Here is a 16190-nt window from a genome sequence, read left to right on the forward strand (position 1 = left end):
CTGTTTCTTTTAGCCTGAACTATTCCCGTTACGCCTATACATTTGGCCAAACAGCCACAAATAGGTGCAGCCATGTTTCTTAAGAACGCCTGGTATGTCGCGGCCTGGAGCCACGAGGTCACGAATAGCCTGCAGCAGATCATCGTCCTTGGCGAGAAGATCTGCGTTTTCCGCAACTCCGATGATGAGGTGATCGCGCTAGAGGATGCCTGCCCGCATCGCAAGCTGCCGCTGTCCAAGGGTCGGATCAAGGGCGACAATGTCGAATGCGGCTATCACGGGCTGACCTTCGACTGCGCGGGACAATGCGTCTGGGCGCCGGGCGGGGGGCGCATCCCCTCGGCCGCCAAGGTCCGGCCCTATCCGGTGCACGAAAAATACGGCCTTGTCTGGATCTGGATGGGCAATGCCGCCATCGCCGACCCCGACGACATCATCGACATCCCGAATTTCGACAGCCCCGATTGGGGCATCAATCGCGGCGCGGCGATGGAGTTGAAATGCAACTACCTGCTGATGTGCGACAACCTGCTTGACCCCACCCATGTCGCATGGGTCCATGAAAGCAGCTTTGCGCAGGCAGCGACCAAAGATACCCCGCTGAAGGTCACCCGCACCGAAAACGGCGTGATCGTCCACCGCTGGATGATGGGTGTCGAGCCGGCGCCCTTTTACAAGAAGATCGTGGAATTCGACGGCGACTGCGACCGGCTTCAGCATTACGAGGTCCGCTATCCCAGCCATGCGCTGATCCGCGCGGTCTTTACGCCTGCGGGCACCGGCGGGCCGGACGGGCAGTTGCACGAGAAAACCTTTGTCATGGACAGCTACAACTTCATGACGCCCACGACCGAATCCGAGACACGCTATTACTGGTTCCAGCTTCGCAATATCCGGCCCGACGACGCGGAACTTTCGCAGATGATGTCCGACGACGTGCGCAGCGCCTTCGAGGAGGATCGCGCCGTTCTCAACGAGGTGCAGGTCGGCATGACCGCCAAGACCTCGCCGCATATCGACCTGTCCATCGACGCCGGGCAGTTGCGCTTTCGCCGGCAGTTGGAGGCGATGATCGCGGAAGAGCAGATCGTCGATGAGAAGATGAGGGCCTGACCATGGCCAATGCGTTCCGTCGTTTTCGGGTTGCGCGCAAGCAACCCGAAAGCAGCGTCATCACCTCTTTTTATCTGGAGCCCGAGGACGGCGGCCCGGTGTGGGTCGCTAAACCCGGCCAATATCTGACCTTGCGGATTCCGGGCGCCAACCCGGTGCTGCGCACCTATTCGCTGTCCTGCGCGGTCGATACCGGGCCGCATCACCGCATCAGCGTCAAGCGCGAGGTGCAGGGGGCCGGCTCGGGCTGGCTGCACGATCATGTGGCCGAGGGTGACGTGATCGAGGTTGCCGCACCGCGCGGCAGCTTTGTTCTGGATGAGAACAGCGACCGCCCAGTGCTGCTGCTGGCCGGGGGGGTCGGGCTGACTCCGCTGCTGTCGATGCTGCACCGTCTGGCCGCAACCGACCGCCGCGTGTGGTTCATCCATGCGGTCGAAAACGGCGATGTCCATGCGCTGCACGACGAGGTGGCGGCGCTGGCCGCGGCATCGCAGGGCCGGATCACCGCGCGCAACGTCTATCGCACGCCGACGCAGGCCGACCGCGATGCAGGTCGTTTCGACGCCGAGGGCATCGTGGATCGTGCCCTGCTGCAATCGCTGCTGCCCATCGACAATTATCAGGTCTATCTCTGCGGGCCGACGCCCTTCATGGTGGCGATGTGGCGGCTGCTGACCGGTCTGGGCATCGCACCGGATCGCATCGCCTATGAGTTCTTCGGCAAGGGTGGCTCGCTGGCCCGGCTGGCCGAGGAAAAACCGGCGGTGGTCGCGCCCGCGCCGCATTCCCCCGCCCATGCGCCGAAATCGCTGGCCCGGCTGGAGTTCCTGACCGATCCCGATGCCCGCGCCGTTCCCGAACCGGCACATATCGCCAGCGCGGCAAGCCCCGCTGCGACCGGGGCCGAGGTGGTCTTTGCCCGCTCGGGCATCACCGCGCCATGGAACAGCGCCAGCCGGACCATTCTTGAACTGGCCGAAGCTGCCGGGCTCGAGCCCGATTTCAGTTGCCGCGAAGGCATCTGCAATACCTGTATCTGCGACCTGCGCGAAGGCGAGCTGGAATATATCAGCGATCCGCTGGACCCACCGCCCGCAGGACGGGCGCTGATTTGCTGCTCGCGTCCCGTGGGACGCGTGGTGCTGGACCTGTAACGACAGCGCCGGGCAGACTGCCCGGCGCGTTTCATTCGCCCACCGGGTCAGCCCGTTACGTCAGGGTATCGGGTGAGATCCCGGGCGTGATGGTCAGGACGTGATCGCCCGGCTGCACCATGGCCCCCGTTCGGCGGATTGCCACATATCCCGCGACCGGGGCGGTCAGGGTCAGCCGCTCTGCCCCAAGATCGAACAGCGGGTGCAGCTTGACCACGGGCTGCCCGGCCTCGACATGATCGGCCAGCCCCACCAGCGGCTCGGCCAGCGCCTGCGTCATCGCGGTCACATGCCGGCTGCCGCCGCCCATATCGACGAAACGCGTATCTTCCGCCTTGACTCGGCCCAGCCTGTCGGCGGCAGCATCGGTAATGATCCGCTGCGCGGCCAGCAGGCGCAGCGCGCCCTGCCATCCCAACCGCAGCGAGTCGCGCGACAGCGTTCCCATCCCGCCCAACTCGCAAGAGATCATCGCGCATCCTGCAGCCAATGCCGCGGAATCCAGATCGCCCCCGGTGCTGCCCATCGGCACCACCATGGTCCAGGGCAGCGCGAAAACTCGGGCCAGTTCCAGATTGTGCCGGTCGGCCTCGGCATTGCCGGTCAGGGTCAGATAGGTGGCATCCAGATATTCGCTCGTGCCGCCGCCCGAGTGAATGTCCAGCACAAGCTGCGCGCGCGGGATCAGGTGACGGGTCACAAAGCCGGCCAGCCCCCGCGTCGGGCCCTGTCCTTCGCCACCGGGAAAGGCGCGGTTCATATTGCCGCCATCCAGAGGCGAAATGCGGCTGCGGCTCGTCACCGCAGGCATGTTCAGCGCCGGCAGAAAGATTGCGCCGCCCAGCATATCCTCGGGCTGCAATTCGGCGAACAGCCGGCGGGCGATGATCTGGCCTTCGTATTCATCGCCGTGATTGCCGCCGACGATCAGCGCCACCGGGCCGGACCCCGAGCCGATCCAGCCGATGGGGCTGCGAATGGCGCTGTAGGCGTGGATATGGTCGGAATGGGCCAGGTCGACCCAGCCAGAGCGTTTGCCCGCCGCGTTCAGATCCAGCGCGCAAGAGATCGTATCGTAATAAAGCATCGTTGATCCTGTTCAGACGCTGCGGCGTTCGGCCAGCAGCCGGGTCAGCCAGTTCGGGTCCATTTCGGGAACCGAGGACAGCAGCTTGTCGGTATAGGGGTGATGGGGTGGGGTGAACATTTCATCCTTTGGCCCTTGCTCGACCACCTGTCCGTTCTGCATCACCACCACCTCGTCGGCAATCGATCGGACGGTGGCCAGATCGTGGGTGATGAACAGATAGCTAAGGTTCAGTTCGCTTTGCAGCCGGTCCAGAAGCCGCAGGATGCCTTCGGCGACCAGCTGGTCCAGCGCGCTGGTCACCTCATCGCAGATGATGAATTCCGGCTGGGCCGCCAAGGCGCGGGCAATGCAGATCCGCTGTTTCTGGCCACCCGACAACTCGCCCGGCAGGCGGTCGATGAAACGGTCGGGTTCCAGCTCGATCTGGTCCAGCAATTCACGGATGCGCTGTTCCTTTTTTGCGCCGCGCAGGCCAAGAAAGAACTCCAGCGGACGGCCGATCACATCGCGGATGCGGTGGCGCGGGTTCAGCGCGGTATCGGCCATCTGATGGATCATCTGCAAACGGCGTTGCAGGTCGCGCGGACGCTTGCGGCCGGTGTCGGGCAGTTCTGCGCCCTCGAATTGCACCCGGCCCTGCGTGGGGGCCAACAGTCCCATGATGACCCGCGCCGTGGTGGATTTGCCCGATCCGCTTTCACCCACGACCGCGACGGTTCGCCCGCGCGGGACCGAAAAGGACACGTTGTCCAGCACGACATGGCTGCCATAGCCTGCGGTGATGTTTTCCACCTGCATGATCGGCTGGGGGGCCGGACCCGGAGGACGCGGGGTCGGGCGGAACGCGCGCACGGCCCACAGGCTGCGGGTGTAATCCTCGCGCGGGGCGGCCAGCATCTCGGGCGTTGGCGCATCCTCGACCTCTTTGCCCTTCAGCAGCACCTTGATGCGGTCGGCCATCTGCGCGACCACCGCCAGATCATGGGTGATATAGATCGCGGCGGCGTTATATTTGCGCACCACGTCGCGGATCGAGGCCAGAACCTCGATCTGCGTGGTCACGTCCAGCGCCGTGGTCGGCTCGTCGAAGACGATCAGGTCGGGGTGGCAGGCCAGCGCCATGGCGGTCATCGCCCGCTGCAACTGTCCGCCCGAGACCTGATGCGGAAAGCGCAGTCCGATCCGTTCGGGTTCCGGCAGGCGCATGTCGCGGTAAAGCTGTTCGGCCTCGGCTGCGGCCTGACGGCGCGACATCAACTCGTGCTGGGTGGGGCCTTCGCAATACTGGTCGATCAGCCGCCACGCCGGGTTGAAGGCCGCGGCCGAGGATTGCGCCACATAGGCGATGCGGCGACCCCGCAAGCGGCGCAACTGGCTTTTGCCGGCCTCGACCAGCTCGTGCCCGTCGAAATTGACCGAGCCGCTGCTGATCCGGCATCCCGGCTTGACATAACCCATCGCCGCCAGCCCCAGCGTCGATTTCCCCGCGCCGGATTCACCGATCAGGCCCAGGATCTCGCCCCGTTTCAGGGTCAGGTCCACGCCTTTGACGATTTCGCTCCATCCCGTGTCGGAACGGGCCTCGATGTGCAGATCGCGGATGGTCAGCAGGTTTTCCATGGCGTTAATCCTTCAGCCCGCTAGACAGATGCAGCACCCAGTCAACCACCAGATTGACCGCCACGGTCAGCATCGCGATCGCCCCAGCCGGCAGCAGCGGCGCAAACCCGAAGGTCGCCGCCTGCCATGACGAGAAGTTGGCAAAGGCGATCAACCGCGCGCTTTCCCGCACCATCGACCCCCAGTCGGCAGTCGGCGGCTGCAGGCCCAGCCCAAGAAAGGACAGGGCCGAGATGAACAGAAAGACGAAACAGAACCGCAGCCCGAACTCGGCGATCAGCGGCGCGCTGGCATTGGGCAGAACCTCGCGGCGGATGACCCAGCCCAGCCCCTCGCCCCGCATCCGCGCGACCTCGATATAATCCATGGTCAGGATGCCCTGCGCCACCGCCCGCGACAGGCGAAAGACACGGGTGCTGTCCAGAACCGCGATCACCAGCACCAACGCAATGACCGAGGTGCCGGTGATGGTCAGGATCAAAAGCGCGAAGATCAGCGAGGGGATCGCCATCAGCACATCGACCACACGCGAGGCCAGCGTATCGAACCAGCCCCCCACCGTCGCCGCCAGCAAACCCGTCGTCGTTCCCAGCACAAAAGCCAGAACCGTCGTCAGCAGGGCGATGCCCACGGTATTGCGCGCGCCATAGATCAGCCGCGACAGCACATCGCGACCCAGAGCATCCGTGCCCAGCCAATGCGGCGCGGCCCAGGGTTGGTACTGGCGCCCGACCGCCGCAGCCTCGGGAAAGGGGGCCAGCAGCGGCGCAAATATCGCGACCACCGCATAAACGGCGATCACCGTCATGCCAAGCTTGGCCGAAAACGGCGCCTGGGCCGCCTGAGAAAGTATCTGTTTCACGCGGTTCACCTCGGATGCAGCAGGCGTGGATTGGATAGGATGCCCACCACATCGGCGATCAGATTCAGCAGGATATAGGTCGCGGCAAAGATCAGGCAGGCCGCCTGCACCACGGTCACGTCACGCTTGGCCACGCTGTCCACCAGCAACTGGCCCAGGCCGGGATAGACGAACACCACCTCGACCAGGACCACGCCGACGATCAGATAGGCAAGGTTCAGCGCCACGACGGTCACGATGGGCGCGACCGCATTCGGCAGTGCATGAACCGCGATGATCCGCCAGCGGCGAAGCCCCTTCAGCTCGGCCATCTCGATATAGGGCAGGGCCAGCAGGTTGACGATGGCCGCCCGCGTCATCCGCATCATATGCGCCATGACGATCAGCACCATGGTCAGGGCGGGCAGGAAGGTCGCATAAAGCCGCTCGGACAGTCCCATGCCCGGCGTCACCGCCGCCAGACTGGGAAACCAGCCCAGCCATGCCGCAAAGATCAGGATCAGGATGTAGGCGACAAAGAACTCTGGGAACGAGATCACCGCCAGCGACGAGGACGAGATGAACCGATCCAGCAGCGACCCCCGGTAAAGCGCCGAAACCAGCCCTAGCCCGACCGCCAGCGGCACCGCGATCACCGCAGCATAGCCGGCAAGGAAAAACGTATTGGCCGCTCGCTGCCCGATCAGGCTGGCGATGGGGCGTTGGTTGGCCAGCGACAGGCCGAAATCCCCCGTCGCCATGCCGCGCAGCCAGTTGACATAGCGCAGCATGGCTGGATCGTTCAGGCCGAACCGTTCGCGAAACGCGGCAAGGGTTTCGGGTGTGGCGGATTGTCCCAGGACTTCGGTGGCGATATCGCCGGGCAGCAGCTCGATGGCCCAGAAAATCACAATAGAAACAATGATCAACGTCAGCAGGCCGATGGCAAGACGTCGCAGGATAAGCGTAGCGATCATGAGTTCCTGGCTTCCATATGGCTGGACTTCATAGGATATATGGCTAGGTATAATCCCGATCAGGGACAGAAGGTCCAGTCATGTCAGATTAGCCAGCCTGCACTATACAGCAGCAATACTGACATCAGGGTCTCCCATGCCGCACTAGATTGTCCGCGGAGGCCACGATGAGTTCACCCACTACCTTTCGGGATATAAAGACAGACATAATGCGACGCATTGCCAGTGGCGAATGGGCGCCCGGATCGCGTCTGCCCAACGAACTGGATCTGGCGCAGAAATTCGGGGCTGCCCGGGCGACCGTCAACCGGGCGATGCGCGAACTGGTCGATGACGGGATCGTGGAGCGCAAGCGCAAGGCGGGAACCCATGTTCGCAGTGTCCCCCTGCGGCAGATCCGCCTGCACATACCCGTAGTGCGCGCCGAGATCGAGGAACAGGGCGCGGACTATCGCTATGCCCTGTTGCACAGCAATATCGGCCGCCCACCTGACTGGCTGCGGGCGCGGCTGTCGCTGCGTCCCCAGGACGAGGTGCGGCACCTGACCTGCATCCACTTCGCCGACGGCAATCCCTATCAGTTGGAGGATCGCTGGATCAACCTGACCGCCACCCCTTTGGCGCGTGAGGCTGATTTCTCGCAATCCGGCCCCAGCGAGTGGCTGATCCGACAAGTGCCGTTTTCGGATGTCGAGGTCAGTTTTTCCGCGACCGCCGCCGACACCGAGCAGGCCGAGAATATCGGCTGCGGCAAGGGCGATCCGCTGTTTCGGATCGAGCGTCAGACATCATGGCAACATCAGCCGATCACCTTTGTCCGGCTGATCTATCAGCGGGGCTATCGCCTGACATCGCGCTATTGACCCGTCGTTGCCGTGCTCATGCACGTTGTATTGCAGTTGATCTTGCGACGATCTGCACGGGACAGGCGAGTCGCTTCGCGGCTGCGGCAGGCGACCACTATGGCAGCCTTGCCATCGCAAATAAGGAAATCCGGCTTGCCCAAAATGTCGACGCACCCGGACATCAACTTTCCTCAAAACGAAAAATCGCAAGGCTGCGTTCGCGCTCATTCACGGTCAGTTTGCGGTTGATCGGGGCATGGGCCCGGGCGGGGCAGTTCTGACGCTCGCACAGATAGCAGTTCAACCCGATATCGATGGGACGGCTGCGGCCGAGGTCGATCCCGTCGGCATAGATCAGGCGCGGCGCATAGGCGACGTCGCAGCCCAGCCCGATGGCAAGCCGCTGCGCGGGTGCGCCATGACTGCCGCCCGCCCGGTGGACGGTGCGTGCGATCGAGAAGTAGCTGGTCCCTTCCGGCATACGGATCACCTGGGTCTGGACCTGATCCGGCGTCTCGAAAGCGGAATGGATGTTCCACAACGAGCAGGTGCCACCAAAGCGCGAGAACGGAAAACGCCCGGCACTGAAGCGTTTCGAGATATTCCCGGCCCTGTCCACACGCACGAAGAAGAACGGGATCCCCCGCGCCTGCGGGCGTTGCAGCGTGGACATGCGATGGGCGGTCTGCTCGAAGCTGGTGCCGAAACGGTGGCTGAGCAATTCCACATCATAACGGGTGCTTTCGCAGGCGGCCAGAAAGCGGCCATAGGGCATCAGCAGCGCGGCAGAGAAATAATTGGCCAGACTGACCCGCATCAGGCTTTCCGCTGCCGGATCGGGCAGCGCCGCGCCGGCAACAAGGTTGGCGATGATGTCTTCCGCCTCCAGCCGCGCCAGCAGAACGCCGATCTGGAAACGCCGGCTGGACTGTCCCAGCAGTTCCGACAGCAGCAGCTCCTTGCGGTGCTGGTCGAAACGGCGCAGCTGGTCGCCCATCACCGGTGCGGGCAGAATACGAACATGGATGCCATGCGCACCCAGCCTTGCGCTAAGCGCGACATGGGGTTCGTTGCGGTGCAGCGCCAGTTCGCCGGCCAGCGATTCGGCGGCACGGTCCAGTGCATCGACATGGTTGCCGCGTGCATAGAACCATGCGCGGACCCGCTCGACCGGGCGCGAGGTTTCGGCCAGTGCCTCGACCTTGTCGCGGTCGGTCATCGGGTTGTCGTCGGCCAGTTGCCGCACCAGCGTCTCGCGGTAACGATCGTGCAGTCGCACGAAGGCCGCAGCGATCCGGGGCGATGATTGCAGCACGGCCTCGATCTCGGCGCGCGGCAGGGTTTCAGCAACCACGGGATCCTTCAGCGCCGCAGCGAAATCCGCCGCCAGTTGCGCATCCGCCGAAGGCGCAAGTTCGGTGATGTCCAGGTTGTAGACTTCGGCCAGGCGCATCAGCAACCGCGCCGAGGCCGGGCGCTGGTCAGCCTCGATCAGGGTGATGTAGCTGGCCGAAACGCCAAGTTCCGCTGCCATTTGCGCCTGTGTCAGCCCCAGCGATTGCCGCAGCACCCGCAGCCGCTGGCCGATGATCAGTTTCTCTGCACGCGCTACCATCCCGGTCGCCTCTTGTGACAAAAGTTACAGATCCTGCCGATGTCATCTGACGGAAGTGACAGGAAAACCCGTTTCTTCAAAAGATATGCTGCAACAGCAGCATGACATTACTAGCCTGACAATACACGGAATCATCGGAGCCTGCCATGCCCCTGGATCACTCTGCCGCCAAGATTCAACAACCCGTCGTCCTGCGCGATGCCCCCGGCGCCGATCACGTCCTGACGGCCGAGGCCCTGGCGTTTATTGCCGAACTGCAGGCCCGGTTCGGCCTGCGGCGGCAGAGCGCGGTGGTTGCCCGCCAGCGCCGGCAGGAACGCATAGACCGGGGTGAGTTGCCCGATTTCCTGCCCGAGACAAGGGATATCCGGCAAGGCATCTGGCAGGCCGCACCGGTGCCGGACGTGCTGGCCGACCGGCGGGTCGAGATCACCGGCCCGGTCGACCGCAAGATGATGATCAACGCGCTGAATTCGGGCGCGCAGGTCTTCATGGCGGATTTCGAGGATGCGACCTCGCCCACCTTCGCCAATATCATCGCAGGCCATGCGAACATGCTGGACTATCGCGACGGCACGCTGGAATTCGAGGATCCGAAGACAGGGAAATCCTATCGTGTCGGCGCCAATCCCGCGCTGCTGATCACCCGCCCCCGTGGTCTGCACATGCTGGAATCGAACGTGCTGATCGGCGGGCAGCCGGTTTCGGCCGCACTGTTCGATTTCGGGCTAAGCATCTTTCACTGCGGTCGCGCACTGGCGGCCTCGGGGCGCGGACCATTCTATTACTTGCCCAAGCTGGAAAGCCATCGCGAGGCGCGGTTCTGGAACGACGTCTTTCTGTTCGCGCAGGAAAGAGTCGGTCTGGCGCCCGGCACGATCAAGGCCACGGTGCTGATCGAAACGCTGCCTGCCGCCTTTGAAATGGACGAGATCGTCTGGGAACTGCGCGACCATATCGCCGGGCTGAACTGCGGGCGTTGGGACTATATCTTCAGCTATATCAAGACACTGAGAAATCACCCCGCCTATCTTCTGCCGGATCGGGCCGAGGTGACGATGGACCGCGCCTTTCTGGCGACCTATGCCGCGCGGCTGGTCAAGGTCTGCCACCGCCGGGGCATCCATGCCATGGGCGGCATGGCGGCTGCGATTCCGGTCAGGAACGACGCCGCCGCCAATGAAGCCGCCTTTGCCAAGGTCCGTGCCGACAAGCAGCGCGAGATTGAGCTGGGCCATGACGGCACCTGGGTCGCCCATCCCGATCTGGTGCCGGTTGCGCGCGCCATTTTCGATGCGGCCATGCCTGGTCTCAACCAGATCCGCCGCCCGCGTCAAGATTACCGGATCGAGCCGGCCAAGCTGCTGAGCCCGCATCAGGGGCAGGTGACCGAGGCCGGGATCCGCAGCAATATCTCGGTCGCTATCGAATATCTGGCACAATGGCTGCAGGGCAGGGGCGCGGTTCCGATCAACCACCTGATGGAGGACGCCGCCACCGCCGAAATCAGCCGTGCCCAGCTTTGGCAATGGCGGCGGCACAACGCACCGGTGGTGCTGGCCGATGGCAAGGAAGGCCGCCTGACCGACGAATGGTTCGGGATCTTGGTGCAGGATGAGATCGTCCGCATCCTCGACCGTCTTGGCCCCAACGGCTTCCATCGCGGGCATTACGCCTCGGCCGCGCGGATCGTGCAGGAGGCGGTCATGGCCGAGGTCCTGCCCGACTTCATCACCACGCCGGCCTGTCAGGTCCTGAACGCCTTGGACTGATACCCGCATGGACATCATCCGCACGTTTTCCCCGTTTGGCGGTCCGATCCCGGACGAACGCCCCCCGGTCGAGGCCCCGCTGCAAACAACCCGAACCGACCATGCTGAAAGGAAGCATTATGAAGAACCGAAGGACTTTTTCGGAAATCCGTGCCGAACTCCTGTCCCGCTACCCCTCGGGGACTACGCCGGGCGGCGTTACGGTCGATGACATCGTGCAACTGAGGCTGCAGAACACCTATGACACACATCTGGATATCGCCCGCGATATGGCAGGCGTGATGCGGGCCGACATGGCCGCCTATGATGCCGACAGCAGCAAATTCACGCAAAGCCTTGGCTGTTGGTCGGGCTTTCACGCCCAGCAGATGATCAAGGCGGTCAAACGCCTGCGCGGCACTGCCAAGGGCACCTATGTCTATCTGTCGGGCTGGATGGTCGCCGGGTTGCGCAACCGCTGGGGGCATCTGCCGGACCAGTCCATGCATGAAAAGACTGCCGTGGCCGATCTGATCCAGGAAATCTATGTTTCGCTGCGGCAAGCCGACGAAGTTGCCCTCAACGACCTGTTCAAGGCATTGAAAGAGGCCGGGACAGAGGCGGAACGCCAGAAAGCCATCGCGGCCATCGACAATTTCGAGTCCCATGTCGTGCCGATCATCGCCGACATCGACGCCGGTTTCGGCAACGAACATGCGACCTATCTTCTGGCCAAGGAATTGATCAAGGCCGGCGCATGCGCATTGCAGATCGAAAACCAGGTATCCGATGCCAAGCAATGCGGCCATCAGGACGGCAAGGTGACGGTGCCGCGAGAGGATTTCATCGAAAAGCTGCGCGCCTGCCGGCTGGCATTTGAGGAGTTGGGCGTGGATGACGGCGTGATCGTCGCGCGCACCGATAGCCTTGGCGCCGGCCTTACCCAGAAGGTGCCGGTCAGCCAACAGCCCGGCGACCATGCCGCCGAATATATCAAGTGGCTGAAAACCGAACCGATCTCTGACGCCAATCCGATCCGCGAGGGTGAGCTTGCACTTTATCAGGGTGGTGAGTTCGTCAAGCCCGCCCGCCTGCCGAACGGGCTGTTTCCATTCAGGGAAAATACCGGCCGGGCCCGCGTGATCGAGGATTGCATCGCCTCGCTGCGCGACGGCGGCGCGGATCTGCTGTGGATCGAAACCGATACGCCGAATGTCGATGAGATCGCCGGTATGGTAAGCGAAATCCGCAAGGCGGTGCCCGATGCCAAGCTGACCTATAACAACTCGCCCAGCTTCAACTGGACCCTGAACCTGCGCAAACAGGTCCGCGCGCAGTGGATCGCCGAGGGTCGGATCAAGGGCGGCGACTATCCCGACGGCAACGAACTGATGAAGGCCGATTATGACGATACCGACCTGGGCCACGAGGCGGATGCACGTCTGCAACGCTTCCAGACCGATATTTCGGCGCGGGCGGGGGTGTTCCACAACCTGATTACCCTGCCCACTTTCCACCTGACCGCGAAATCGGTGGATGAACTGAGCCGCGGCTATTTCGGCGAGGAAAAGATGCTGGCCTATGTCAGAACCGTGCAGCGCGAGGAAATCCGTCGCGGCATCAGCGCGGTCAAGCACCAGCACGAGGTCGGCTCGGATTTGGGTGACAGTTTCAAAGAGATGGTGGCGGGCGAACGGGCGCTGAAGGCCGGCGGCCACGCCAATACCATGAACCAGTTTGCCGCCGAATAAACCGGGACAAGGCCGGGGGTCGCCTGCCTTTGGTGGATTCGCTCAACGACCCCGGCCTGTCGCGCCGCCCCCGGACCTTCGGGGGTGGCGTGTTCTGTGGTCGTCTATCCTGTCATTTCCTCGCAAGCACAGGCGGTGTCAGAGTGTCTGCCGCCTTCGACGGGCAATGGTGTCAGGTCGCCTTTGCGCAGGGCCTTTGCTGCCGCCACAAGATTTTTCAGCGACGCTTCGGTTTCGGCCCAGTCCCGGGTCTTCAGCCCGCAATCGGGGTTTACCCACAACCGCTCGGACGCGATCACGCTGGCGGCCTTGCGCAGCAGGGTGATCATGTCCTCTTGGGGTGGCACGCGGGGGGAGTGGATGTCCCAGACCCCCGGGCCGATCTCATTAGGGTATTCGAAATCGCCAAAAGCCGTCAGCAATTCCATGTCGGAACGCGAGGTTTCGATCGAGATCACGTCGGCATCCATCCGGGCGATGGCAGGCATGATGTCGTTGAATTCGGAATAGCACATATGGGTGTGGATCTGGGTTTCGTCACGCACCGGCGACGCGGACAGGCGAAAGCAATCCACCGCCCATTGCAGATAGCCGTCCCAGTCGGCCCGGCGCAGGGGCAGGCCCTCACGGATCGCCGGCTCATCAATCTGGATGGCCTTGATTCCGGCGGCTTCCAGATCGGCAACCTCGTCACGGATCGCCAGCGCGATCTGCTTGCAGGTTTCCGAGCGCGGCTGGTCGTCGCGCACAAAGGACCATTGCAGGATCGTCACCGGGCCGGTCAGCATCCCCTTGACGGGCCGGTCGGTCAGCGATTGCGCATAGCCCGACCATTCGACCGTCATCGGCTGGGGACGCGACACGTCGCCAAAGATCAGCGGCGGCTTGACGCAGCGCGAGCCATAGCTTTGCACCCAGCCAAACCGGGTGAAGGCATAGCCGGCAAGCTGTTCGCCGAAGTATTCGACCATGTCGTTACGCTCGAACTCGCCATGGACCAGCATGTCGAGGCCAAGGGCCTCTTGCCTGCGGATGCAGCTTTCGGTCTCGCGCTTCAGGAAGGCGTCGTAGTCGGCCGCTGAAATCCGGCCCTTACGATGATCGGCGCGAGCACGGCGGACTTCGGCGGTCTGCGGAAACGATCCGATGGTGGTGGTCGGAAAGACCGGCAGGTTCAGTTGCGCGGCCTGTGCCCGCTGCCGCACCTGATAGTGCGATCTGCGGCGCAAGTCATCGGGGCCGACCGAGGCCGAGCGGGACTTTACCTTTGGATCGTGGATGCGCGACGACGATGCGCGCGATGCGACAAGTGCCGCGTTTGCTGCCAAAGCATCGGCAACGGCGACCTGACCGTCGTTCAGCGCGCGGGTCAATGTCGCAACTTCAGCCAGTTTCTGGCGCGCAAAGGACAGCCAGCCTTTCAGTTCCGCATCCAGACCGGCCTCGGCATCAAGGTCCACCGGCACATGCAGCAGGGAACAAGAGGGGGCGATCTGGATGCGGCCCGTGCCGTGCAAGCGTGCTGCCGTCTGCGCCGCATCAAGGGCGCGGGCCAGGTCCGCACGCCAGACATTGCGCCCGTCGATCAGGCCAAGCGACAACACCTTATCCGGCCCGGCCTCCAGCACCCGTTTGATCTGTTCGGGTGCGCGGATCAGATCCAGATGCAACCCCGCCACCGGCAGCGACAGGGCCAGATCCAGATTGTCGTCCAGCGATCCGAAATAGCTGGCGAGCATGAGACGCGGCCCCGCTGTCGCGAGTTCCGCATAGGCGGTGGACAGTGCCCGGCGCTGTCCGTCCGACAGGTCTGTCACAAGGACCGGCTCGTCGATCTGCACCCAGTCCGCCCCTGCCTCGGCCAAGCGCCGCAGCACATCCGAATAGATCGGCAGGATCGCGGACAACAGGGTCAGCGGGTCCAGCCCCTCGGCCTTGGTCTTGCCCAATGACAGCCAGGTCACCGGCCCGACCAGCACCGGGCGTGTGTGGATACCAAGCGCCTTGGCCTCAAGGAAATCCTCGATCGGTTTCAGCGAGGCCAGCCGGAAGCTCTGCCCTTCCTCGAACTCCGGGACGATATAGTGATAGTTCGTATCGAACCATTTGGTCATTTCCATCGCCGGCGCCTCAGCCGTGCCGCGCGCCATCGCGAAATATTGCGTGGGCGCAACGTGATCCCCAACCGGTCCAAAGCGGCGCGGGACCGCACCCAGAACGGCAGTCATGTCCAGCACATGATCGTAGAAGGAAAAATCGTTCGACGGGATCACCTCGATCCCCGCATCGCGCTGCAACTGCCAATGTGCCGCGCGCAACCGCGCCCCTTCTGCGGCCAAATCATCGGCGGACAGGTTGCCTTTCCAATGCGCCTCGACGGCAGTCTTCAACTCGCGCCGCGCGCCGATGCGCGGAAATCCAAGGTTTGCTGCTTTCGCCATGTCAGTCTCCTGTTCCGATTACTGCCGGAATAGGGCTGACAACGCATGAACAGAAATGGTATATTCTCATAGATCAATGAACTGGTGTCATGCATGCTTGAACGTCAACATCTGTCCATTCTGCGCGAGGTGGACCGGCTGGGCAGCGTGACTGCTGCTGCGGACCGCCTGAACCTGACGCAATCCGCGGTCAGCCACACGATCCGCAAGTTCGAGGACCGCCACGGCATCGCCGTCTGGCAAAAGGAGGGTCGCGGGCTACGATTGACGCAGGCGGGCGAATACCTGCTGGCGCTGGCGCAGCGGGTTTTGCCGCAGATCGAACATGCCGAAGGGGTGCTGGCCGATTTTGCCACGGGTCAACGCGGCGCGTTGCGGGTGGGAATGGAATGCCATCCCTGCCAGCAATGGCTGATGCGGGTCGTCGCGCCCTATCTTGCGGCCTGGCCGGACGTAGATCTGGAGCTACGCAGCGCCTTCCGCTTTGGCGGCATCGCGGCCTTGTTGGGGCATGAGATCGACCTGTTGATCACGCCTGATCCGCTGGACCTGCCCGGCATCAGCTATCGCGCGGTTTTCGATTACGAACTGGTTCTGGCAGTGCCCAAGGCCCATCCAATAGGAGATATCGCGCTCCCCGCGGACCTGACCGCCGAGGTGCTGATCACCTATCCGGTCGAGCCGGCGCGACTGGATATCTTCACGCGGTTCCTTGTGCCGGGAAACTGCCTGCCGCGCCGCCACCGTAGTGTCGAGACCACCGAGATGATGCTGCATTTGGTGGCGGCTGGCAGGGGGGTCAGCGCCGTGCCCGACTGGCTGCTACGCGAAGAGGGTGCGGGTCTGCCGATCCGCGCGGCCCGGATCGGGGAGGGGCTGCCGAAGTCGATCCATCTGGGCACGCGAAGGGGCGAGGAACAGATCGACTATATCGCAGGTTTTCTTCGGCTTGCGGCACAAACCCAACCCGCACCGCTGGAATAGGGCGC

At 63.3% G+C, this 16190-nt stretch carries 12 protein-coding genes; 6 read left to right on the forward strand and 6 right to left on the reverse strand.

Annotated elements, in window-relative coordinates:
* Window positions 1–72: 72 nt before the first annotated feature.
* Both JWJ88_RS12390 and JWJ88_RS12395 read left to right on the forward strand, forming a co-directional pair.
* Complete coding sequence (locus tag JWJ88_RS12390) at window positions 73–1113, forward strand: aromatic ring-hydroxylating dioxygenase subunit alpha (protein WP_205295267.1); 1041 nt, start codon at window positions 73–75, stop codon at window positions 1111–1113.
* Window positions 1114–1115: 2 nt separating this feature from the next.
* Entirely contained in the window at window positions 1116–2270 is a 1155-nt protein-coding gene (locus JWJ88_RS12395; protein WP_205295268.1) for a 2Fe-2S iron-sulfur cluster-binding protein, read from the forward strand.
* Window positions 2271–2325: 55 nt separating this feature from the next.
* Here JWJ88_RS12395 and JWJ88_RS12400 read toward each other — a convergent pair whose 3' ends face one another.
* The 4 genes from JWJ88_RS12400 to JWJ88_RS12415 are packed head-to-tail and all read right to left on the reverse strand — an operon-like array spanning window position 2326 to window position 6798.
* Window positions 2326–3357 carry a M14 family metallopeptidase gene (locus JWJ88_RS12400; protein WP_205295269.1) on the reverse strand — a complete coding sequence of 344 codons (1032 nt, stop codon included), beginning with the start codon at window positions 3355–3357 and terminating at the stop codon, window positions 2326–2328.
* 12 nt (window positions 3358–3369) lie between these two features.
* Window positions 3370–4980 carry an ABC transporter ATP-binding protein gene (locus JWJ88_RS12405; protein WP_205295270.1) on the reverse strand — a complete coding sequence of 537 codons (1611 nt, stop codon included), beginning with the start codon at window positions 4978–4980 and terminating at the stop codon, window positions 3370–3372.
* A gap of 4 nt (window positions 4981–4984) precedes the next feature.
* Window positions 4985–5788 (reverse strand): ABC transporter permease, encoded by an 804-nt coding sequence (locus tag JWJ88_RS12410; RefSeq protein WP_205295599.1) that lies wholly within the window; start codon window positions 5786–5788, stop codon window positions 4985–4987.
* Window positions 5789–5847: 59 nt separating this feature from the next.
* On the reverse strand, window positions 5848–6798 hold the full coding sequence (locus JWJ88_RS12415) for an ABC transporter permease (RefSeq protein ID WP_205295271.1): 951 nt from the start codon (window positions 6796–6798) through the stop codon (window positions 5848–5850).
* Between the two features lie 209 nt (window positions 6799–7007).
* Here JWJ88_RS12415 and JWJ88_RS12420 point away from each other — a divergent pair, with 209 nt between their 5' ends.
* A complete protein-coding gene (locus tag JWJ88_RS12420; protein WP_240200235.1) occupies window positions 7008–7661 on the forward strand; it encodes a GntR family transcriptional regulator in 654 nt (217 codons plus the stop codon).
* Between the two features lie 163 nt (window positions 7662–7824).
* Here the strand turns inward: JWJ88_RS12420 and JWJ88_RS12425 are convergent, their stop codons facing one another.
* The gene (locus JWJ88_RS12425) at window positions 7825–9258 is read right to left on the reverse strand and encodes a helix-turn-helix domain-containing protein (protein ID WP_205295273.1); all 1434 of its coding nucleotides are present in this window, start codon (window positions 9256–9258) and stop codon (window positions 7825–7827) included.
* Between the two features lie 146 nt (window positions 9259–9404).
* On the opposite strand from JWJ88_RS12425, the gene aceB reads away from it, so the two are divergent.
* Together aceB and JWJ88_RS12435 are read left to right on the forward strand one after the other, a co-directional pair.
* Window positions 9405–11030 (forward strand): malate synthase A, encoded by a 1626-nt coding sequence (gene aceB, locus JWJ88_RS12430; RefSeq protein ID WP_205295274.1) that lies wholly within the window; start codon window positions 9405–9407, stop codon window positions 11028–11030.
* Window positions 11031–11149: 119 nt separating this feature from the next.
* Window positions 11150–12760, forward strand: coding sequence for an isocitrate lyase (locus JWJ88_RS12435; RefSeq protein WP_205295275.1), 1611 nt, complete (start codon window positions 11150–11152; stop codon window positions 12758–12760).
* A 104-nt stretch (window positions 12761–12864) separates the two neighbouring features.
* Here the strand turns inward: JWJ88_RS12435 and metE are convergent, their stop codons facing one another.
* A complete protein-coding gene (gene metE, locus JWJ88_RS12440) occupies window positions 12865–15201 on the reverse strand; it encodes a 5-methyltetrahydropteroyltriglutamate--homocysteine S-methyltransferase (RefSeq protein WP_205295276.1) in 2337 nt (778 codons plus the stop codon).
* Window positions 15202–15294: 93 nt separating this feature from the next.
* Here metE and JWJ88_RS12445 point away from each other — a divergent pair, with 93 nt between their 5' ends.
* The gene (locus tag JWJ88_RS12445) at window positions 15295–16185 is read left to right on the forward strand and encodes a LysR substrate-binding domain-containing protein (protein ID WP_205295277.1); all 891 of its coding nucleotides are present in this window, start codon (window positions 15295–15297) and stop codon (window positions 16183–16185) included.
* Window positions 16186–16190 lie beyond the last annotated feature (5 nt).

The sequence above is a fragment of the Paracoccus methylovorus genome, from assembly GCF_016919705.1.
GTDB classification, from domain to species: domain Bacteria; phylum Pseudomonadota; class Alphaproteobacteria; order Rhodobacterales; family Rhodobacteraceae; genus Paracoccus; species Paracoccus methylovorus.